Genomic DNA, 21,737 nt, shown 5'->3' with positions numbered 1-21,737 from the left:
TCTTTTACAAGTTTGCTTTTTTATCTATCTTATAATGCACATTCTTCAATCTCAAACCCTAAATCCTCAATCATACCCCAGTCTGCAGTCGGTTCTTGTCCAGCTGTCGTTAAGTAATCTCCAACAAAAATAGAGTTTGCTGCAAATAAACCGATTGGCTGTACAGAACGTAAATTGATTTCACGTCCTCCTGAAATGCGAATTTCTTTCGTTGGGTTTACAAAACGCATCATCGCCAGCACTTTTAAACATTCTACTGGTGTTAACTCTTTTTGTCCTTCAAGCGGCGTACCCTTTACAGCAACAAGGAAATTACATGGAATTGAATCTGCATCTATACGTTGTAATTCAAATGCAATTTCAGCACGCTCTTCTATTGTCTCTCCCATTCCAAAAATCGCCCCAGAGCATGGTGAAATGCCCGCTTGTTTCGCTTTTTGAACTGTATCAACACGATCGTCATACGTATGAGTGGAGCAAATGCTTTCGTAATTATTTGCATGTGTATTTAAATTGTGGTTATAACGATGCACTCCCGCGTCTGCTAAACGTCTGGCTTGATCTTCGTTTAAGAAACCTAAACAACAACAAATCTTCAAATCTGTCGTTTCACGAATCTCCTTAACTGCTCCAATTACGTGATTCACCTCTTTATCTGTCGGACGACGGCCAGATGCTACAATACAATATGTACCCGCTTTACGGCGAATTGCTTCGTGTGCTCCTTCTACAATCTTTTCCTGCGTTAGCCATGCATATTTATCAATCGGTGCCTCTGAAATAATAGACTGTGAACAATATCCGCAATCTTCAGGACATAATCCAGATTTCGTATTAATAATCATATTTAATTTTACTTTCTTACCAAAGTGATGATGGCGAATGATGTAAGCTGCATTCATAATTTCTAAAACTTCTGTATCATCAGCTTCTAATATCGCTATTGCATCCTCTTTCGTAATCATTTTCTCTTCTACTACGTCGTATGCAATTTTTTTCCAATCCCTTTTTGTTTGTACTTGTTTCATTTCATCTCTTCCCCTCTTTTGTTATATGCATAAATAAAGCGTGATACGTCGCCATTATCCCTTCATTTTCCGTGAAGTCTCTTTCATATATGCGAAGCATCGCACGAAAGAGTGAGGGACTTTGGCAATATGATTCTTCATTACTATTGGTCGCTCCTACTTTTCGAATAGAGTGCAGAAACTCCCTAACTTCTGTAAATCTCTCTATGTAACATGTTTCAGAAACATGCACATCCCCTGTTTCTATCTCACATATATGGCGCAACTGATCTTTCGAATAAAAACGTTGCCCAATTGATGTTTCATTTTGTATATTTTTTTCTTCTTTCGCCCGCTGGAACGAAGCATGCAATTCTTGAAATGTTTCATGCCCAAACGTTGAAAAAAGTAATATCCCATCTATAGCCAAATGATGAAATAAATTTCTTATCACTTGTTTTAAATCATTTAGCCATTGAAATGTGGCATTCGAAATAATGACATCATATGTTTCTTCTAGTCGTAATCTTTCAATATCCTCGCAGTAAAATGTTACATTTTTCACATTTCGTCTAGTTTCCGCAACCGCAATCATACTTTGAGCAAAATCAATAGCTGTAATATGTGCTTTCGGAAATAAGTTTGATAATTGTTCTGTAACATATCCTGTCCCGCATCCAAGTTCTAAAATACGTATCGATGAATTTGCACTATATCGCCGATTCAATGTAGAAAGTAATGAATGTGCCATCTTTTTTTGTACATTTGCATATTGATCGTAGGATACCGCTGCCATGTTAAACCGTTTTTGTAGTAACGTTTTGTTGATCATGTCGTATCCCCTCTACAAATTGAATTATCTCATTTCCACAATATTCGAAATTCGTCACACACAATGCGTGTCCAGCCTCTCTTACTACCTTGAGCATGCTATTCTCATTCTGCGCCATACTACGCGCTGCAGATAATGAGCATATTACATCCTGCTCTCCATGAATTAGTAGTATAGGGACTTTCATTTCTTTCAGTTCTTCTCTCATATCTGTTTCTATTAAATACTCCAAACCTACTTGCAAAGACTGAATAGAATCACCTTTAAAGCCTTTTATCATATCTTCAAACCTTTTATTCTCTTTCAGCTCATTTTTTGTAAACATATTTTCATAAAACCGCTTGAGCGTATCTTCTTTCTTTCTCGCTACATTCTTTTTCAGCCGTTCTACATGCAAAGCATTCCATCCACTTGTATAGTCGCTCGTATTTGTAAATTTAGCAGTACCACCAATTAAAACGATACCTTTCGCCTTAATCTTTTTATGAGCTTGAACTGCTGCTAACGCCCCTAGTGACCATCCAACTAAAATTACATTTTCATCCTTTGCTACATCTATTATTCGCCCCGCAAATTCACTTTGTTCTTTCACATTACGCCAATTGATACATTGAACAGAATATCCTTTAAAATACGGCAGAACTAAAGTCCAAACACCTTCTTCCATTCCCCACCCAGGAATAAAAATAATCTTTAGCTCTTTCATACGAAAAACCCCTCTTCTTTACCAATGCGTATAATATGCTGAATAGCCCAGTTCAAATCAGCTATTGTATGTTGGGACGTAACTGCAAAACGGACCCGCGAACTATTCACTGGAACCGTTGGTGGACGAATTGCAATTGCTGCAATACCTACTTCTTGCAACCTTTTACTAAACCATAAAGCTGTTTCATTTGAACCAACTACAATCGGTACAATATGAGTTGAGCTATTCCCAATATCAAAACCAGCTTCTTGCAAATGTGTCCTAAAATATGCCCCATTCTCTATAAGTCTCTCTCTTCTCTCATTATCTTTTTTTACAATTTCAATTGCCTTTTGTACCGCTCCTAATGTTCCCGGTGGTAAAGCTGTAGTAAAAATAAAGCTTCTCATCATATTTTGTAAATATTCTATATAAATTGCATCACCTGTCAAATACGCACCATAACACCCTAAAGCCTTGCTAAACGTCCCCATATGTATATCAATTTTTTGAGCAAGATCTTTTTCTATATGAGATAATCCAGCTCCGCCGATTCCATATATTCCACTCGCATGTGCTTCATCAACTATAATGATTGCCCCGTATTTCTCTTTCAGCTGCACTAACTCCCTCAAATACGCAGTATCACCATCCATACTAAAAACAGTATCAGTTACGATTAATTTCCGCTTTTCAGGAGAAGCTGTTTTCAACAGCTTCTCTAAATGATCCAAATCATTATGACGATACCTTTTATGTTCTGCCCCGCTTAATATAATTCCATCAACGATGCTTGCGTGATTTAATTTGTCACTAAACACAATATCGTGACGACAGGCTAATGAAGAAATCACTCCAACATTTGCGGTATATCCACTATTTACAACTAAGGCTTTTTCGGTGCCTTTCCAATCGCATATACTTTTCTCAACCTCTTCATACAGTGAATAGTTTCCTACAACGAGCCTTGATGCTGTCGCCCCAGTTCCATATTTTCTTGTGCATGCAATAGCAGCTTCTTTTAACCTTTCATCTCCAGCTAACCCTAAGTAATTATTTGACGCTAAATTTAGCATCCTTTTCTCATCTCGAATAAGCCATGTCTCTTCTGCCTGTTCTGTTACATGCAAATTGCGATACTGCCCTTGCTCATGTAATTGTTGTAATTTAGTTTGAAGATATGTGCGCCACGGTTGATTCATTTCGGATGAACTCCTCTAATTTTGAAATCATAATATACTCTTTCGCAGATTCTAAGACTTCTTCTTTTGTAAACGCACCTTCAAAGAATGGTAATAAACCTAAAACCGGTACTCCACTTAGCTCTTCAATCATTTCTTTATTTTCTTGTACTCTTTCCATTTCACATTCTTTGCAGCCGGATAAAATTACACCTGCTACTGTTAAGCCATGTGCCTTTGCATAAGCAATCGTTAAAACTGTATGATTTACTGTTCCTAATGTAGGGCGTGCTACTACAATAAGAGGAAGCTGTAATTCTTTCGCGAAATCAATTACTAAAGCGTCTTCTGTATATGGAACAGCCAGTCCACCTGCACCTTCTACAAATAGACTATTACACTCTTTCAATCGTTCATTATAATGATCAATAATGTCTTTTAAATGTACTACTCTTCCAGCTCTCTTCATGGCAAGTCTTGGAGCAAGCGGTTCTTCAATAGAGTAAGGGCAAATTTCATCTTCTTTTGTCGGTACACCTGATAATACTTTTAACCTTGCTGCATCTCCCTCTGGATTTGATGCAACATGTCCACTTTGCAACGGTTTATATACCCCTACGTTATATCCCAATTCTCTAAATACACCTGCTAATGCACCTGCAACTACAGTTTTCCCCACTTCAGTATCCGTTGCTGTTATGAAAAAACCACTCATTATTCTCCCTCCGTAACATCCGAGATTGCTTTATACAAAATACGTAACATATCATCAATCTCATCCATTGTAGAAGCAAGAGGAGGCATAAATACAATCGTATTACCGAGCGGTCGTATAATCATGCCCAGCTCTCTTGAGCGTTTACACACCTGAACACCGACTCTCTCTGTCCATTCAAACGCTTCTTTCGTTTCCTTATTCTTCACAAGTTCAATTCCAACCATTAACCCGCACTGACGAATATCCCCTACATGTTTATATGCAAAGAGCTCTTCCAATTGCGTCGCCACATATTCCGTCTTACGTGCTACTTCTTCTATTAAATTTGTTTTCTCGTATAGTTCTAGATTCGCAATTGCTACCGCACACCCTAACGGATTCCCTGTATAACTATGACCGTGGAAAAACGTTTTTTGTTCTTCATATTCGCCTAAAAAGGCATTATAAATTTCATCTGTCGTTACGGTGATTGCAACTGGTAAATATCCGCCCGTTAAACCTTTTCCAGCTGTTAAAATATCCGGCGTTACATTTTCATGTTCACATGCAAACATTTTCCCGGTACGCCCAAATCCAGTCGCTACCTCATCTGTAATAAATAACACATTATATTTTGTACATAAATCCCGTAGCCCTCTTAAGTATCCTTTTGGCATTGTAATCATGCCTCCAGCACCTTGCATTAAAGGTTCTACAATAATAGCTGCAATTTCTTCATGTTTGTCTTTCAGCAGCTCTTCCATTTCTTCTAAATGTTTTCTTACAATTCCCTCCTTATTATTTCCATAAGGAGAACGATATGTATATGGATAAGGCATTTTAATTGCCTCAAATAAAAGTGAACTATACACTTGGTGAAACAAGTCTATTGCTCCTACTGAAACAGCTCCAATTGTATCACCGTGATACGCTTCTTTTAATGTAACAAATCTTTGTTTCTTCGGTTTTCCTTTATGCTGCCAATATTGAAATGCCATCTTAATTGCAATTTCAACGGCGCTAGAACCGGAGTCTGAATAGAATACTTTCTTCAATCCTTCTGGTACAACTTCAATTATTTTTTCTGCTAATAAAATAGATGGAACGTTAGCAAGTCCTAGCATAGTAGAATGAGCAATTTTATTTAATTGCTCACGAATTGCCTCATCTAATTCTGGTACTTGATGTCCATGAACATTTAACCAAATAGACGAAACACCGTCCCAATATTCATTTCCATTTACATCATATAGCTTTCTTCCCTCTCCACGTTCAATAATGACAGGATCTTCTTCTAAATAATCCTTCATTTGTGTAAATGGGTGCCATACATAAGCTTTATTTTTCGCCGATAGTTCTTCATATGTATAAGATGATTTTTCAGTCGTATTACTATTAACAGTCACAATTGTCACCCCTAATGTTAACTAGTTTATAAATATAGTTAACATTAAATCTAAATGACTGTCAATTATTTTTAAATCAAATAGTTCTTAAAAAAGAACAACTTATCGTATGATAAGTTGTTCTACTTTCCGTGTTGTATCTTTCCGATTTCTAAAATAATCTCTTCATCTTTTTTTCCTTCTGTATCAATTCCAAGTTGCTTAGCATGCTCAATTAATAAATCATGGCGCTGCTCAAACCTAGCTTTATCTACTTCTTTCGTAACCTCTTCTTTTGTTTTCCCTTCAGTAGAAACTCCTAGTTTCGTAGCTGCTTTTTCCATCGACTTCTTCTCTTCAGCTTCTTTCACTTTTTTCACTTCTGATTGCTGTATTTGCTTTTGCTTCGCCTGCTCTGATTCAGCTGCAAAAGCTGTGTAAATTCCAGCACTTCCGCCAATGACTAGTAAGGTGGTAAAAAGAATTATTTTTTTCTTCACTCTTTCCTCCCCTTTCAAATTCATTATAACGCACAATTTTAGAACATTGAAAATATTTAATCTTTATCCCCCTAAAAAAATATCGAATATTTTTATTGACATATTAGATGAAAATGTGATAAAAATTTAACTAACATCATATGAATCGGCATTGATAGGATTTAGTAGTATTTCGATTTCTGATTTCAGAGAGCTGGTGGTCGGTGTGAACCAGTACAGAGCGAATTATGAATTACCCCCTGGAGCTTCTTTTGCGAAACGTACGGAGTAGTGAAAGACGGTTATAGACCGTTATATCTAAAGAGTGGTGAAACGACACTGTTTCACAATTTAGGGTGGTACCGCGAATTTTTCGTCCCTGCATATATTGCAGGGGCGTTTTTATTTTATAAACGCATATCATACGATCCTTTATTTTGTGATACATTCATTTCACAAGCTAGGGTGGTACCGCGATTTCTTCGTCCCTGCATAATTATATGCAGGGACGTTTTTTTATCCAATCATTTCCGTATCATATTGAAGGATTAACAATTACCGGTAATTTGTCACAAAATTCTAAAATTTAGAAGGAAATATACAATATTGGCGAATTTTATATAAAAAAGAGCTATTTTAGATTACTTAGGAGGGAAAAACAATGGTTTCAAAAATTGAATCTGTTCTTTTAACATTATTTATCTTTTTCTGTATCGGCTTTAGTGTTATCCAATTAGAAGTTTCACCACACATCCCAATTTTATTTGGTATCGTTCTTTTATTAACATTTGGATTTATGAAAAAAATCTCTTGGTCTACTATGGAAAAAGGGATGATCAGTAGTATTTCAGCTGGTATTCCATCTATTTTTATTTTCTTACTTGTAGGCGTATTAATTAGTGTTTGGATCGCTGCTGGAACAATTCCAACTTTAATGGTATACGGCTTCCAGCTTGTATCTCCTAAAATTTTCGTTCCAACTGTTTTTGTTGTTTGTGCAATTGTTGGAACAAGTATCGGTAGTGCCTTTACAACTGCCGCAACTGTAGGACTTGCCTTTATGGGAATGGGTAGTGCTCTCGGATACGATCCAGCTCTGATCGCTGGTGCAATTATTTCTGGTGCATTCTTTGGAGATAAAATGTCTCCTTTATCTGATACAACAAACTTAGCTCCTGCTGTAACGGGTGTAGATTTATTTGAGCATATCCGTAACATGCTTTGGACAACAGTTCCAGCTTTCATTATTGCTTTTATCGCATTTTTCATTTTGGGAAGCGGCACTAGTGGAGACGTTGACTTCACAAACTTTATTAGCACATTAGAAAAAAACGCAACGATTTCTATCGTTACACTTATTCCAATTTTATTACTGTTCCTATTCGCATTCAAAAAAGTTCCAGCAGTTCCAACATTACTTGCTGGAATCGTAGTAGGAATCATCATTCTCTTTATTTTCAAACCTAGCACTTCTTTAGCTGATTTAATGAAAATTATGCAAGACGGCTACGTTTCTAAAACTGGTATTAAAGACATTGATAGCTTACTATCTCGCGGTGGTCTACAAAGTATGATGATGTCGATTGCGCTTATTTTCCTAGCTCTTTGTATGGGAGGATTATTACAAGGAATGGGTATTATCACGCAGCTAATGAATATCATCTCTAGCTTCGTAAAAAATAGTACACGCTTAATTATTTCTACTGCTTCAACTGCAATTGGTGTAAACTTCTTACTCGGTGAGCAGTACTTATCCATCGTTTTAACAGGACAAGCATTCGCTAATAAATACGATGAAGTCGGTTTAGAACGTCGTAATTTATCACGCGTATTAGAAGATGCAGGTACAGTGATTAACCCGCTCGTACCATGGGGTGTAAGTGGCGTATTCTTAACAAACGTCCTTAGTGTTCCAACATTTGATTACCTTCCATACGCAATCTTCTGTTTAGCTTGTCCAGTCGTAACCATTATCGTCGGCTTTACTGGATTTGGCCTTTCATGGAAGAAAGAAAAAACAGTAACAATTTCATAATATAATAAAAAGGATTACCTGAATCGGTAATCCTTTTTATATTTCTCGGCTATCTATTCGCTTTCTTTCTTCTAAATAACAGAAGTAATCCCGCTCCAACAAACGCCAAACCTGCTCCAATTGTAGAAACAACACTTGTACCTGTTTTCGGTAAATCACGTTCTTCTTTATTTTCACTCACAGTTGTTGTTTCTTTTGAGTTTTGATTATCCGTTGTAGTTTGTCCAGATCCTGCATTTTTACCTTCATCTGTTGATGGTGTCGTTGGATTTTCTCCATTATTTCCTTCACCTGTTGGTGGCGTTGTTGGATTTCCTCCATTATTTCCTTCACCTGTTGGCGGTGTTGTTGGATTCTCTCCACCAGTTTCCTTATCATCATCGTTCTTCTTCGTTATATCAATTGCATATTTAGCAAATTCATTTTCAGATGGTCCAACGTACGATATTTTCCCATCTTTCTTTATATACTTTTGTGCGTTTGGTGAAGAATCGAATGTTGTATTTAATTTATCTGCAACAATTGGTTTAAACGTCCAATTTTTATCAGCTGCTGGATCAATAACTGGTGTTTCTTGCATATACTTCACAATGATTTGACGTGTTTCATCTTGTGATTGGTATACAACTTCCCCTTTACTTACACCTGGGAACGTTTGGCTACTTCCACGATAGTTATTTGTAGCGACGATAAACTCTTGATTGTCAGCTACTGGCTTACCTTCATATGTCATATTTATAATACGATTCGTATTTGCATTTACAACTTTTCCATCTTTATCGTATTTCGCCGGTTGTGTTACATCAATTTCGTATTTTAAGCCATCTAAAATATCGAAGTTATATGTAGGATAGCCTATATTTACTAACGGCTGTTCTTCTGTTTTCTTTGGATCGATTTGATTAAACTGACCTGCAGACATTTCAAGCCATTCTTTCACTTGTGCCCCATTTACTTTTACAGCATATAACGTATTTGGATATACATATAAATCTGCAACGTTTTTAATTGCTAACGTTCCAGCTGGAATATCTGTATAATATGTAGCACCGTTTCGACCACCTGCTTTAAATGGTGCACCTGCAGATAAAACTGGAATTCCTTTATATTTGCTATATTGTCCATTTTCAGCAAATAACTTTTCTACATACCATTTTTGTGCATTTGTCACAAGTTGTACAGAAGGATCATCTTGTACTAATGAGAAATAACTATTAATTGGCGCTGTCGTTTTTCCTACAGCTGTATTCACATAATCAATTGTCGCTTGATGATCATCTTTAATTTCATTAACTAATTTTTCATCGGATTTTACTAGTGGGTTCCCTTTACTATCAGCAATCGGACGAAGTTGCGGCTTCGATTGCTCTTTTTGTACTTCCCATTTTCCGTTTACCTTTTTCAATTGCATATCAATAATACCTAGGTTACTTCCAAAGACACCAGGCATTACAACTGGAATACCATTAAATACATCTTTCACTTCAGTATGTGAATGCCCCATTAATACTGCATCTACACCAGGAACTTCTGTTAAATAATACGACGCGTTTTCCATGCCAACGTTGTATCCACTCTTATCAACACCGGAATGCGCTAGTGCAACGATAACATCTGCACCTTCTGCTTTCATTTTTGGCACCATTTTCTTCGCTGTTTCAACTATATCTTTTGCTTTAACTTTTCCTTCTAAATTTGCTTTATCCCAGTTCATAACTTGAGGTGGAACAAATCCCATTACTCCAATTTTCACCTTCTGTTTTTGTCCTGATTCATCTTCTACTTCTTTTTCAAAAACATGATATGGTTTAAAGTAATTTTGGTCATTCTCTTCATTATTATCTTTATCATCTTTATAGACGTTCGAGTTAATAACCGGGAACTCTGTTTTACTAATCACTTTGTTTAAATAGTCTAAACCGTAGTTAAATTCATGATTCCCAAGAGAGATGACGTCATACTTCATTAAATTCATTAAACGATATAATGGATGTGTATAACTAGGATCCACAGGCTTCTTCGGATCATTTATTTTATTCGCTACATAATCTCCAAGCGGTGTCCCTTGTAATGCATCCCCATCATCAAATAGGACAGAGTTCTTCGCTTCTTCACGTGCTTTGTTAACAAGTGTTGCAGTTTGCACGAGACCTACTTTATTATCTGTTTTCGTTTGATAATAATCGTAATTCATTAAGTTAACGTGAATATCTGATGTTTCTAGAATTCGTAAGTTAACCGTACTCTCCCCGTTGTTCTCATCCGCATGAGCTGTTGTTGGCAATACTTGCGGCGCTATTACACCTATAGCAAGAGTTGCTCCAGCTAGCATTTTTTTTGACTTTTTCACAAAAAATCCCCCTTATACAATTACCAAAGAATAATGAAATGAATTTCTATCAGTCTCTAACCACATACCTTTTTTCTTCTATTAGATACACGATTTTCATTTCATCCTGCGCTAACGAATAGTCCCCTTAAACGATCAATTGATGAAGACTAGCAATTAACGGGAGATAAAGCTCCCACTATGTAGAATTTTACCTTATCTGACATTATCATATATAATGTTCTTTCATATCGTCAATATTTTTTGACATACTTCTACAAATTTTCTGTAAAGTTATTGTAAACTTTTCATAAACATATAATATGCCCTTACATTGTTAATACTGCTGAATATGATACAATTACCAATTACAAGGAGGATGAATTTATGAAAAAAGTCATCTTAACAATTGTTTGTCTCCTCCTTCTAATCATTTCTTATTCTTATTTTGAAAAGAACGATGAGACAAAACAAAATGAACCCGAAGAAAAAACAGAAAAAACATCTACTCCAAGTTGGATTGATAAGCAAACAAACGATTCCTTTTACCATCTCGTATTAGGCGATTCACTCGCTAAAGGTTATGGATCAACACAAGGTGGATTTGCTGAATTAGCCTCCAGACAAATAGAAGCGCAAATTCATAAACCAATTACTGTAGAAAACCTTGGGATAAACGGTCTTACAACAGATCGTCTCGCTAAAAAAGTTCAATCAGAAGATGTAAAGCAAAAAATTAGAGCAGCAAATATCATTACAATTAATATTGGGGGAAATAATTTATTTCGCTTAAATCGTGATGTCGGTGTTATAGATGGTATTAAAATGTTAAATAAAGAAAAAGCGCATTTTGAAGCGGATGTAAAAAATATTGTAAAGACAGTTCGAGACCAAAATCCGGATGCTTTACTCATTCTTTCTGAACTCTATAACCCGTTACAACTTGATGATTCCATCGCAAGTTATGCAGATATGTTTTTAGATGGCTGGAATGAATCTGTTTATTCCATTTCAAAAGCAAATCAACCATCTATCGTTTTACCAATTCGTAAATTAATATCGAATGATAAAAAAGAATTACTCTTTGACCAAGTACACCCAAATGATAAAGGCTATACGATTATTGCCGATTCATTTACAAAAAAAGTGTTAGCCTACAAATATTAAAGTTTCCATGAAACAATTCTATTTTTATAACATGTCTTTTTTGTTACAATGAGAGTGGAAGGGGGCCTTTATATGGAATCACGCGAGTGGGAACGTATTGTTGATCATCTTCTTTCGCTAGTGCCTCTTTTTTATCGCAAATTTATGCTTCCTGGAGAATTTTCTTCTCAAAGACATATGCCGCCATCACATACACAAGTATTGCTGCTGTTGCATGAAAACGGCACATTAGCAGTTTCCGAAATCGGCAAGCGGCTAGCGATTTCACGGCCTAACATGACACCTCTATTAAACAAACTGATTCAAGAAGAACTAATAGAGCGTCATTATAGCGAAAAAGATCGACGGGTCATTTTAATTTCCCTAACAGCTGAAGGGAAATTGTTAGTAAATCAATATCAACAATTCATTTTAGACAAATTAAAAGAAAATTTCCAAACATTATCTGAGGAAGAGCGCGAAAAGCTCATTCACTCTCTTCAAACCATTCAAAATTTAATTTTGAAAACAAACGTATAAAGCTGCTTCTAAATAGAAGCAGCTTTATGATTCGTAATAATTACCATAGTACACATTTGAATATGGCCATGTCGTTAAATATGGTTTTTGTTCTTGCGAAGGCTGTTGTTGTGGTATTTGTGATAATTGCTGTAATTGTTGTTGTCGATATAATTCGTATTGTCTACTCATATCATAAACCGGATAATAATTTACATATGGGTATACTTGAGGTACGTAATAATAATACATTCATTCTCTCCCCCTTTTTCTTAAACATATTCAAAGGAGAAAATGAATGTGACACTCTTTATATTTGCACGAGTGGTTCTCTCACTCGTTTCTTTCTGTTCTTTAAACGTAACTTACGGTTCTTTTCATATAAATAATGCACAACGAAATATGAAACTACACCAAACACAACTCCTAAAATCGTCATTCCAATTAATACATACACTTCACTCTGCAATAAACCCTTTAATATCGTAAAAATATGACTCGAAAACAAATCAGATATCGTAAATGGTTCATGATGTATTTTTTGTACATGAAATGGATATATCATTTTTCCTAGTGCATAAGCAAACGGAAATAAAAATACCGGTAGAAACGATATTTTTCCAATAATATTGCCAATAACCGCAGCAGGAAAAGATCCCTTTACTATTCGAACAATCGGATAAAATATTATATATACGAGCGATGCCGTATATATGACCAACATCTCTAAACCAAAACCAATCGCAAAGCCTAATGATACTTTCTTCGCTCCTTCTGGCGATCGAAGCAACTTATAATATTGAAACTTTAATATTCTCCACATCCGCTGAAAAAACGAATATGTTTTCTTAGTTGTTTTCATCCTCATCATCTCTTTAACTATATTTTTATACCTAGTATGTCCTTACACACTCTGAAAAACAAATTTCATTTCCTCTTTTATTATAAATGATATCAAAACGGTTAACTAAATATACATATGACATTTCAATATAAAAAAGTGCACCTCAAATTGTTATTCATGTCTAACAATTTGAGGTGCACTTTAGTTGGGCGGCTTTTTTCTTATTTATCCTCCTAATGTTTGTCCCATGTCATTTATTTTTATATTAAGACGAAAAAAGCACTTACTTGCTTTATGTGCTTTTATATCGTTTCAACTTTAAACATTAGATGGTTAGATGTCCCTACTTACCTCATTAACAGATTCACTAAACATATCAGGGTCTTCATTTTTTATATCAATCAATAATTCTTTAATACTAATCATAATTGATTGATCAAATCCCGAAAGTACTTTTCCATATGCTAATCTTACTTGAAGATGATTAAAAATTCTATAATGTAAAATTTCTACCCATTCTTTAGCTGAGTTAATCATCTATTGAACATCCTGTGCTATCTTTAGAAGTTAAATCTAAGTGTCATTGAGAATACCACGAATTATATAATTTTTCTAATAATTAACCCAATTTCTTTTCTATTTGCGATTTTTCTTCTTTTGAAAAAAATGAATCAAGTTCTCTATTACACCATCTCGAACTACATAGTTTTTATTCTTATCTTCCCAGTATCTATACTCATAGAGTACTTGTTCATCAAATCGCTGTAAATAACCTTCCCAGTTATTCGGAATATATTCTTCAAAAGATATTGATTCCGGATAATTAGAATAAAAAATTAAACGATCAAAATCTATCAAGAAACATGGGTTATAATTATAATAGGCTTCTTCTCTATTAGTTCTTAGTTCCCTTAAAAATTCTAACCTAATATCTTCTGTAAATCTTTCATATTTTTCTATTCTTTCTAAAAAATCAGCTATTGTAGTCTCATTTAAAATAAGAATGCCTTTTCTTTCTTCTGGATATTCACTAGGAGCGTATCCAGCTTGATTATAATCTAAATACCATAAATCCGGTTCAGTTATATACCAATTGAACCTATTTTTATATTTTACACCTACTATAATATTTTCTGCATATAAAGGCTTAATCATTTAATTAGTTCTCCTCTCTTACTTGATAAGTTTAGCATTTTGGCCATACTCTACCAACTAATGGTGACAGGTGATTCTTACTAGTCAATCAACTATTATTTGACGCCATTCGAATAATAGAGTTCGTTTTTATTTAGTTTAAACAATTCTGTTTCTAAAGATATAAATACTAAGACTGTGTATTTTGTTGTAAAAATGCTTCTAAAATTCTCTTAACTGGCAGACTCGATTTTTTCAGTAGATTCTCTGCCTTATCCATTATTTGCTTGTTGGAAGCGATTATTTTTTTATATTCTTTATTGTTAAAAGAACGTAAAGAGTCTATTACATATTCAGCTAATTCATCATTCGTATTGAGTAAATCTAGTAATAAATTGAATCCATTCATCCCAGTATCTTCATCTATACAATATACTAATCTAATTTTATATTTATCATCTCTGTCCTTTAAATTTTGAAATAATTTATCCCAATCATTTTCAGTAAATTCACTTATCAACTTCTGTACATACATAAATTCATCATCATAGAAGTAGTTATCTGAGCTATTTTCAGCTAATACTGCATCTACTTTTTCATACATTTATGTCCCTCCTCTATTTGGTAAATCCACCTGGTAATCGTGTATTAATTTGACCTGTTGGATATCCACTAACCACACTGTCACCTATTTTTATTGCATCAATTTCTACGCCGTCAATAAATTCCCCTATGAAAAGTCGCTCCATCTCTTCCTCTAATACTTAACTGGGAAGAGTTACCTACATCAGTTATACTACCTAAAATCTTTGTATCATTCTAACTTCCTGGAAATATTGTACTATTTTATTTTAGCCAATTTCCTATCAAGAAATTGAGTCGTATAGTTGATATCTTTCGTACTATTTAATGCTATTAACCGTGATAAAAAAGCGAAAGAAAAGAGCATGTTTTGAAAAAAGGATTAATCAAAACATGCTCTTTTAGTATTTAATCGAATTATTCTTTTATAAAGAAGATTGATTTCTTTGTAATCCTTCTTCAAATAAAAACCTAGTTGTCTCGTATCTTTAACTATACTGCTTTTCCAATTTTATTAGGTTTTTCTTCTGATTTGATAAACCTATTGTAAAACTATTTGCTTTAATTACAATATTCCCTCTGTTACCTGTTGAAGTGACGGTTATCTTAGTTCTAAACAAACCTTTCTTAACTTTCACACTTTCTATATCTTTCATGCCTATACACTTTATATTCCCAGTGAACTTACCACTCATTGATATTTCTAATACCATAAGTCTTTCATCAGTAAAACATATGATTAAATGCTCAAGGTCTGCCAATGCTCCAAGACCGTATTTAAAATACTCTGATGATGATGGTGTTACATAGGAGTAGAAATAGTAAAAGTAAGTTTCACCTTCTATTTTTAATTCTTCGAATAAATCGTCTAAGTACTTGTTTGTTAACATCTTATCCCCCCTCTCTTATTTGAGCCTAACCATTACATTAAAAGTATTTCATAGGAACCCTTCTTTTCTGTCACAATTATAAACATATCATCTGCAAACTCACATTTCCATAATAAACCAATATTTTAATTTACCTTTTTTATAAAAAGTTAATCTTCTTTCAAAACGACTAAACTTTATTTCAAATCCACACTTTAAAAACAAACTAAAATCCCTAAAAATTTTATAAGAGAATTTCGTAATTTCTCTATTTTTAAAATCAACTTAAAACCCTTGAAACAAAAGGTTAAACAAAAAATTAAATAGCTGTTTCTCTATTAGATGTCCCTCTTCTATCCATATAATTAAGCACTTTTAGTTTATACTGAAGGGAGTACCTTTTTTCATTTACCTTTTCTTCTAGTAAGAATTTAGACATAAAAAAATACACCTCCAATTGTTATTCGTGTCTAACAACTGGAGATGTACATCACTTAGGAAGGCTCTTCTACATTTTTAAATAAACTTACTAATAATGCTTTTTGCGCATGCAATCGATTACCAGCTTGCTCAAATACGATAGACTGTGGTCCATCTATAATTTCTCCTGTTACTTCTTCTTCACGATGGGCAGGTAAACAGTGTAAGAAACAATATGTTTGCTTCGCATGCTTAACAAGTTCTTTATTAATTTGGTAAGGTTGAAATAAAGTGTATTTCTCTTCTTCTCCTTCTTGCCCCATGCTCATCCAAACGTCAGTATAAATAAAATCTGCTTTATTTACCGCTAATTCAGGATTATGCAAAATTTCAATTTCAGCTCCTGTTTCTTCAGCAATCGCTAACGCTTTTTTTACAATTTCCTTACTCGGTTCATATCCTACAGGCGTTGCCACAGTCATATTCATTCCGACTTTTGCACTCGCTAACAATAATGAGTGACATACATTATTCCCGTCACCTACGTAAGCCAATTTAATTCCTTTAAATGTATTCACTTCTTCGTATATCGTCATTAAATCTGCCAATGCTTGACAAGGATGATGATCATCCGTTAAACCGTTAATTACAGGTATGCTCGATTCTTTTGCAAGCTCTTCTACATCCGCATGTGAAAATGTACGTATCATGATCCCATCAATATAATGAGATAATACTTTCGCAGTATCTGAAACAGTTTCTCCTCTCCCAATCTGCATCTCTTTCCCACTTAAAAACATGCCATGTCCTCCGAGCTGTACCATTCCTGCTTCAAAAGATACGCGAGTACGAGTTGAATGTTTATCAAAGATAAGGCCTAATATTTTTCCTTGTAATAAAGGCTCCTGCTTTTTCTTTTTTAAATATATAGCGAACTCAATTAAAGAAATAATTTCTTCTTGCGTCAATTCTTCTAGTGTTAAAAGATCTTTCGTATTTAATTTCGGTACTTGTACAGTTGACATGAAACTTCCCCCTTATATGATTGATACGTTTTTTGTACAAATTACTTTTTTTATTATATATACTGCCTGTTCTAACTCTTCATTCGTCACAATAAGTGGTGGTAACAGTCTTATAACATTAGGCCCTGCTTGTAATACGAGAAGTCCCTCTTCTTCTAGTTGTTCTATAAAACTTGCAACTTCATGCTTACACTCAATTCCAATCATAAGCCCCTTACCACGAATATTTTGAATACATTCGACATGTTGTAATTCCTCTTGCAATTTCTCTAATACGTACTCGCCCTTTTCCTGTACTTCTTTTAAAAACGATGGTTTCTTACTTACTTGCAATACTTTTTTCGCTGCAGCCATCGCAATATAATTCCCGCCGAAAGTTGAACCGTGTGATCCTGCAGTAAACGATATTCCAAGTTCTTTTCGGCCAATCATCGCTCCAACAGGAATGCCATTTCCAAGAGCCTTAGCGGTAGTAACGATATGAGGATCTATTCCCATTTGTTCGTAAGCGAATAGTGTCCCTGTTCTTCCGATCCCTGTTTGTACTTCGTCTATAATAAATAAAGAACCGAACTTATTACATACTGTTTCAATCGCTTTCAAAAAAGATAGATCAGCAGGTATGACTCCTCCCTCTCCTTGAACAACTTCTACCATTACTGCCGCAACTTCTTCATTCATTACTTTCTCTAACGCCTTTATATCGTTAAAAGGGATATGTAAAAAAGACGGAAGGAGCGGACCAAATCCTTCTTTCACTTTATCTTGCCCTGTTGCACTCATCGTTCCAAATGTTCTACCGTGAAAAGACTGCTCACATGTTACGACGAGAGATTTTTCAGTATGCTTACGGGCTAACTTCAAAGCAGCTTCATTCGCCTCTGCCCCGCTATTACAGAAAAACACATAATCTAATGCTATATTTTCTGTTAATAATGACGCGACTTCTTCTTGTAAGCTGTTTGTAAACAGGTTAGATATATGCCATATATCATGAAGTTGCTCTTGTACACCTTTCATAACAGTAGGATGACAATGTCCTAAATTACATACGCCAATTCCTGATGTGAAATCTAAATATTGCTTACCGTTATTATCAATAACTTTCGTGCCCTCTCCCTTTACAAACTCAATAGTTCTTCTTCCATACGTTTGAAAAAGATGACTTGTCATACAATACTCACGCCCCTCGTTACCGTCGTTCCGATACACTCACCTGTAACCTCGGTAAAATCCTTCGTCCCATTTACGATACTAACCTTTTGCACTCCCATTTTTAATGATGCTAGTGCTGCCTGTACTTTCGGAATCATCCCGCCTGTAATAACACCTTTTTCTATAAAAGTAACAATCTCGAATTCGTCAGTTTTCTTTACTAATTTCCCTTCATGTAATACTCCATCTACATCTGTAATGAAAATGAGTTCTTTTGCAGATAATGCGGCCGCAATTCCAGCTGCAGCGGTATCCGCATTTATGTTATATATCTCATTATCATGTATCCCGACCGGAGCAATAACAGGAATATAATTCATATTTATTAATCCTTTTAGTAAGGCCGTTTCGACATAACTTACTTCTCCCACATATCCTATCTCCTCGCTGACAGGTTGAACTTGAAGTAAATTTCCGTCACACCCTGAACAACCTACCGCAAGTAAATTATGCTTTTGTAAATTCATTACGAGTTTTTTATTCGTACTTCCGCATAGCACCATTTGAACAACATCCATAACCTCTTTTGGTGTTACTCGTAATCCATCTCTTTTTTCTACGTTGATGTTACAATCTTTTAATTTGGCATCAATTTCTGGACCACCACCATGGACAATCACTATCTTATACTTCTGCTGCAATTTCTTTATACAATCAAAATACACATCATTTAATTGATCCAACATACTACCGCCACATTTCACTACAATATAATCGCTCATCTTCCCTCTCCTTATGTACGATAACAAGCGTTTATTTTCACATATTCATAGCTTAAGTCACAGCCCCATGCTGATCCCGTCTCTTCTCCTAAATGTAAATACACATCAATCATAATTTCATGTTCTTTTAATTTCATTTTCATTTCCTCTTCAGAAAACATTTGAGGTTCACTATTTTTTAACACAGTGATAGTTTGAAGAGTAATATCAATTGTATTTGGACTAATAGCTACTTCACTTTGTCCAATACTGCTAATAATTCGCCCCCAGTTTGGGTCTTCACCATGTATTGCTGTTTTCACAAGACTCGAACCGACTATTTGCTTTGCGATTTTCTTTGCCTCTTCATTCGTTCGAGCTCCTAGTACATTTACTTCTATTAACTTCGTAGCACCTTCACCATCTTGTGCAATTTTTTTGGCTAAATCTTCACATACCTTCTGTAAAGCAAATACGAAAGTTTCCCAATCTGTATGTTCCATATTGATTGGTTTCGTTTCTGATAATCCACTTGCCATAGCGATGACCATATCATTCGTAGAAGTATCTCCATCCACCGTAATTTGATTAAATGTATGATTCGTTATTTGTGATAATGCTGTTTGCAATACGTCATGCTCTATATGAGCGTCTGTTGTAATAAAGCTCAGCATTGTTGCCATATTTGGATGAATCATCCCCGAACCTTTAGCAACACCAGCAATCGCCACTTTCTTCCCATCAATAATCATCTCATAGCAAGTTTCTTTCGTTATAAGATCCGTCGTTAAAATCGCTTCAGAAAAAGAACGTGCTTCACTTACTTCCTTCGTCGGGATAAGAGTTGCAACTCCCTTTCGGATTATATCCATCGGTAAAGGAACACCAATTACACCTGTTGAAGCGACTGCAACATAAGTTTCTTTCACTCCAAAATGTTCCGCACCTAATGTACGCATCTCGTAAGCATCTTGTAAGCCTTTCATTCCTGTACAAGCATTTGCATTTCCACTATTGACGATAATAGCTTGTAATTTCCCCTCAGCCGTTATACTTTCTTTCGTTACTTGCAGCGGGGCTGCTTGTATTTGATTCGTTGTATAGACGGCGGCGCATGATGCTGGTACTTCACAAATGATTACACCTAAATCCTTTTTTTCTTTTTTCAAACCATTTGCTGTACCGATTGCCGAAAAGCCTTTTGGCGTTACAATTGAACCATTTTCTAGTTTGATAATAGACTCTACTTTAATCATCATGTCCCCCTTATAGATAAAGCGGCATATGCTGTAAACCTGTTGTTTCTTCTAGCCCCGCTACTATATTTGCATTTTGAATTGCTTGCCCAGCCGCCCCTTTCATCATATTGTCTATAACAGAAACGACTGTCACTCTTCCTGTTCTTTCATCGTAAGCTATACCCATATCACAATAATTTGAGCCCCTCACTTCTTTCGGACTTGGAAACTCTCCTTGCGTGCGAATTCGAATGAAAGGCGATTGTTCATACGTTTCTTCATATAATTTTTGAAGTTGTTCTATTTCCATTTCTCGTTTTACTTTCGCATAAAGTGTAATCATAATCCCTCGTGATATCGGTATTAAATGTGTACTAAACGTGATTGGCTTCGTTTCCCTATTCCACTCTGCAAGCATTTGCTCAATCTCAGGAACGTGTTGATGCTCATTTACTTTATAAATACGCAAATTATCGTATAACTCAGGAAAGTGAGTCATTGTTGTTGGCGTTTTGCCCGCTCCAGATACCCCTGATTTCGCATCAATAATAATCGAATCTTCTTCAATCATGCCGCTACGGACTAACGGCAATATCGCTAATAATGCAGCTGTAGCAAAACATCCTGGGTTTGCAATTAAATTTGCATTTTGAATCTCGGACCTTTTCCATTCGCTTAACCCATATACAGCTTCCCTAAGAACTTCTTCTTTTGCAGCTGCTCTTTTATACCACTGTTCATATGTCGAAGGGTCTTTCATACGAAAGTCTCCAGATAGGTCAATTACTTTTAAACCTACTGCTAATAATTTTGGAGTTAACTCTGCTGATACTCCTGCTGGGGTTGCTAAAAACACAATTTCTGCTTTCTTCTTTATTTCCTCCGCATCAATTTCTTGTAACGTATGAACAAGAATATTTTGAAAATGAGGATATACATTTGTTATACACTCGCCAACTTGCGAAAAAGAATGGAGAGATGCTATCGAAAAATATGGATGTTGCTCTAATAACCGAATTAACTCAATACCTCCATACCCAGTTGCTCCAATAATCGCGACTTTCATATGCTCCTCCTCATATCGATTCTTTAAATTAAGTATGATTATAATATTGTATATTTATAGAGTCAATTAAATATTTATAAATTTTATAAACTTAAAAAACTTAATTTTATTAGAAAAACAATATACACAATCGGATTTTCATACATAAATAGTGCATAGTAGTTTTTTTATTTCACTTCAAGTACAATAAAGTGAAACTATAATCAGTGGGGTTTTGTTCATCCCCACTGATTATTAGCCCACACCAATCGGGCGTTTACGGGCAGTTGATCTCCCACCTAACTTCTTTGCTCCAGCCGAATTTTAAGGTGGGAGTTTTACTGCCCGCAAATAGCGGGATAAAAC

General features: G+C 35.2%; 22 protein-coding genes, 1 pseudogene and 1 other annotated feature. Of the genes and pseudogenes, 3 read left to right on the top strand and 20 right to left on the bottom strand.

The genetic code is table 11. The annotated features are described in order from the left end of the window. Positions 1-29: 29 nt before the first annotated feature. The 7 genes from bioB to ACUN28_RS08545 form a co-directional block, all read right to left on the bottom strand. Positions 30-1,028, bottom strand: a complete 999-nt coding sequence (gene bioB, locus ACUN28_RS08575) for a biotin synthase (protein ID WP_016086401.1) — start codon at positions 1,026-1,028, stop codon at positions 30-32. A 1-nt stretch (position 1,029) separates the two neighbouring features. Continuing rightward, complete coding sequence (gene bioC / locus ACUN28_RS08570) at positions 1,030-1,839, bottom strand: malonyl-ACP O-methyltransferase BioC (RefSeq protein ID WP_016086400.1); 810 nt, start codon at positions 1,837-1,839, stop codon at positions 1,030-1,032. Then, on the bottom strand, positions 1,805-2,545 hold the full coding sequence (locus ACUN28_RS08565; protein ID WP_016086399.1) for an alpha/beta fold hydrolase: 741 nt from the start codon (positions 2,543-2,545) through the stop codon (positions 1,805-1,807). Before ACUN28_RS08565 ends, bioC begins: the two co-directional genes overlap by 35 nt. Next, the gene (bioF, locus tag ACUN28_RS08560) at positions 2,542-3,729 is read right to left on the bottom strand and encodes an 8-amino-7-oxononanoate synthase (RefSeq protein WP_016086398.1); all 1,188 of its coding nucleotides are present in this window, start codon (positions 3,727-3,729) and stop codon (positions 2,542-2,544) included. Before bioF ends, ACUN28_RS08565 begins: the two co-directional genes overlap by 4 nt. Then, complete coding sequence (gene bioD, locus ACUN28_RS08555) at positions 3,695-4,423, bottom strand: ATP-dependent dethiobiotin synthetase BioD (RefSeq protein ID WP_016086397.1); 729 nt, start codon at positions 4,421-4,423, stop codon at positions 3,695-3,697. Before bioD ends, bioF begins: the two co-directional genes overlap by 35 nt. After that, positions 4,423-5,811, bottom strand: coding sequence for an adenosylmethionine--8-amino-7-oxononanoate transaminase (bioA, locus tag ACUN28_RS08550; RefSeq protein ID WP_016086396.1), 1,389 nt, complete (start codon positions 5,809-5,811; stop codon positions 4,423-4,425). The genes bioD and bioA overlap by 1 nt, the downstream gene beginning before the upstream one ends. 122 nt (positions 5,812-5,933) lie before the next feature. Then, positions 5,934-6,290, bottom strand: a complete 357-nt coding sequence (locus tag ACUN28_RS08545; protein ID WP_016086395.1) for a hypothetical protein — start codon at positions 6,288-6,290, stop codon at positions 5,934-5,936. Positions 6,291-6,432: 142 nt separating this feature from the next. Continuing rightward, positions 6,433-6,653 (top strand) — a binding site (T-box leader). A 277-nt stretch (positions 6,654-6,930) separates the two neighbouring features. On the opposite strand from ACUN28_RS08545, the gene nhaC reads away from it, so the two are divergent. Further along, positions 6,931-8,304, top strand: coding sequence for a Na+/H+ antiporter NhaC (gene nhaC / locus ACUN28_RS08540; RefSeq protein WP_016086394.1), 1,374 nt, complete (start codon positions 6,931-6,933; stop codon positions 8,302-8,304). A 49-nt stretch (positions 8,305-8,353) separates the two neighbouring features. Here the strand turns inward: nhaC and cpdB are convergent, their stop codons facing one another. Next, a complete protein-coding gene (gene cpdB, locus ACUN28_RS08535) occupies positions 8,354-10,654 on the bottom strand; it encodes a bifunctional 2',3'-cyclic-nucleotide 2'-phosphodiesterase/3'-nucleotidase (protein WP_016086393.1) in 2,301 nt (766 codons plus the stop codon). A gap of 366 nt (positions 10,655-11,020) precedes the next feature. On the opposite strand from cpdB, the gene ACUN28_RS08530 reads away from it, so the two are divergent. Together ACUN28_RS08530 and ACUN28_RS08525 are read left to right on the top strand one after the other, a co-directional pair. Beyond that, the gene (locus ACUN28_RS08530; RefSeq protein WP_016086392.1) at positions 11,021-11,800 is read left to right on the top strand and encodes a GDSL-type esterase/lipase family protein; all 780 of its coding nucleotides are present in this window, start codon (positions 11,021-11,023) and stop codon (positions 11,798-11,800) included. A gap of 72 nt (positions 11,801-11,872) precedes the next feature. Continuing rightward, positions 11,873-12,319: a MarR family winged helix-turn-helix transcriptional regulator gene (locus tag ACUN28_RS08525; protein WP_000445819.1), complete on the top strand. Its 447-nt coding sequence runs from the start codon at positions 11,873-11,875 to the stop codon at positions 12,317-12,319. Between the two features lie 24 nt (positions 12,320-12,343). Here the strand turns inward: ACUN28_RS08525 and ACUN28_RS08520 are convergent, their stop codons facing one another. From ACUN28_RS08520 to argC, 12 genes and pseudogenes are all read right to left on the bottom strand, one after another. Next, on the bottom strand, positions 12,344-12,550 hold the full coding sequence (locus ACUN28_RS08520; protein ID WP_016086391.1) for a hypothetical protein: 207 nt from the start codon (positions 12,548-12,550) through the stop codon (positions 12,344-12,346). A gap of 58 nt (positions 12,551-12,608) precedes the next feature. Beyond that, on the bottom strand, positions 12,609-13,169 hold the full coding sequence (locus tag ACUN28_RS08515) for a DUF2062 domain-containing protein (protein WP_080117867.1): 561 nt from the start codon (positions 13,167-13,169) through the stop codon (positions 12,609-12,611). A gap of 306 nt (positions 13,170-13,475) precedes the next feature. Next, positions 13,476-13,679 (bottom strand): annotated as a pseudogene (locus ACUN28_RS08510) (Imm30 family immunity protein); the annotation flags it as partial. Positions 13,680-13,778: 99 nt separating this feature from the next. Next, positions 13,779-14,297, bottom strand: coding sequence for a hypothetical protein (locus ACUN28_RS08505; protein ID WP_016086388.1), 519 nt, complete (start codon positions 14,295-14,297; stop codon positions 13,779-13,781). Positions 14,298-14,466: 169 nt separating this feature from the next. Further along, positions 14,467-14,880 carry a hypothetical protein gene (locus tag ACUN28_RS08500; RefSeq protein ID WP_016086387.1) on the bottom strand — a complete coding sequence of 138 codons (414 nt, stop codon included), beginning with the start codon at positions 14,878-14,880 and terminating at the stop codon, positions 14,467-14,469. Positions 14,881-14,893: 13 nt separating this feature from the next. Beyond that, positions 14,894-15,025 carry a hypothetical protein gene (locus ACUN28_RS08495; protein ID WP_016086386.1) on the bottom strand — a complete coding sequence of 44 codons (132 nt, stop codon included), beginning with the start codon at positions 15,023-15,025 and terminating at the stop codon, positions 14,894-14,896. Between the two features lie 321 nt (positions 15,026-15,346). Further along, positions 15,347-15,748, bottom strand: coding sequence for a PH domain-containing protein (locus ACUN28_RS08490; RefSeq protein WP_016086385.1), 402 nt, complete (start codon positions 15,746-15,748; stop codon positions 15,347-15,349). A gap of 473 nt (positions 15,749-16,221) precedes the next feature. After that, the gene (argF, locus tag ACUN28_RS08485; protein WP_016086383.1) at positions 16,222-17,172 is read right to left on the bottom strand and encodes an ornithine carbamoyltransferase; all 951 of its coding nucleotides are present in this window, start codon (positions 17,170-17,172) and stop codon (positions 16,222-16,224) included. A gap of 12 nt (positions 17,173-17,184) precedes the next feature. Beyond that, on the bottom strand, positions 17,185-18,345 hold the full coding sequence (locus ACUN28_RS08480; RefSeq protein ID WP_033660116.1) for an acetylornithine transaminase: 1,161 nt from the start codon (positions 18,343-18,345) through the stop codon (positions 17,185-17,187). After that, positions 18,342-19,109 (bottom strand): acetylglutamate kinase, encoded by a 768-nt coding sequence (argB, locus tag ACUN28_RS08475; protein ID WP_016086381.1) that lies wholly within the window; start codon positions 19,107-19,109, stop codon positions 18,342-18,344. The genes ACUN28_RS08480 and argB overlap by 4 nt, the downstream gene beginning before the upstream one ends. Before the next feature lie 11 nt (positions 19,110-19,120). After that, the gene (gene argJ / locus ACUN28_RS08470; protein ID WP_016086380.1) at positions 19,121-20,344 is read right to left on the bottom strand and encodes a bifunctional glutamate N-acetyltransferase/amino-acid acetyltransferase ArgJ; all 1,224 of its coding nucleotides are present in this window, start codon (positions 20,342-20,344) and stop codon (positions 19,121-19,123) included. A gap of 10 nt (positions 20,345-20,354) precedes the next feature. Next, positions 20,355-21,392, bottom strand: coding sequence for an N-acetyl-gamma-glutamyl-phosphate reductase (gene argC / locus ACUN28_RS08465; RefSeq protein WP_016086379.1), 1,038 nt, complete (start codon positions 21,390-21,392; stop codon positions 20,355-20,357). Between the last annotated feature and the right edge of the window lie 345 nt (positions 21,393-21,737).

The sequence above is a fragment of the Bacillus sp. WC2507 genome, from assembly GCF_052656125.1.
This window is presented reverse-complemented; position numbering and strand designations above follow the sequence as displayed.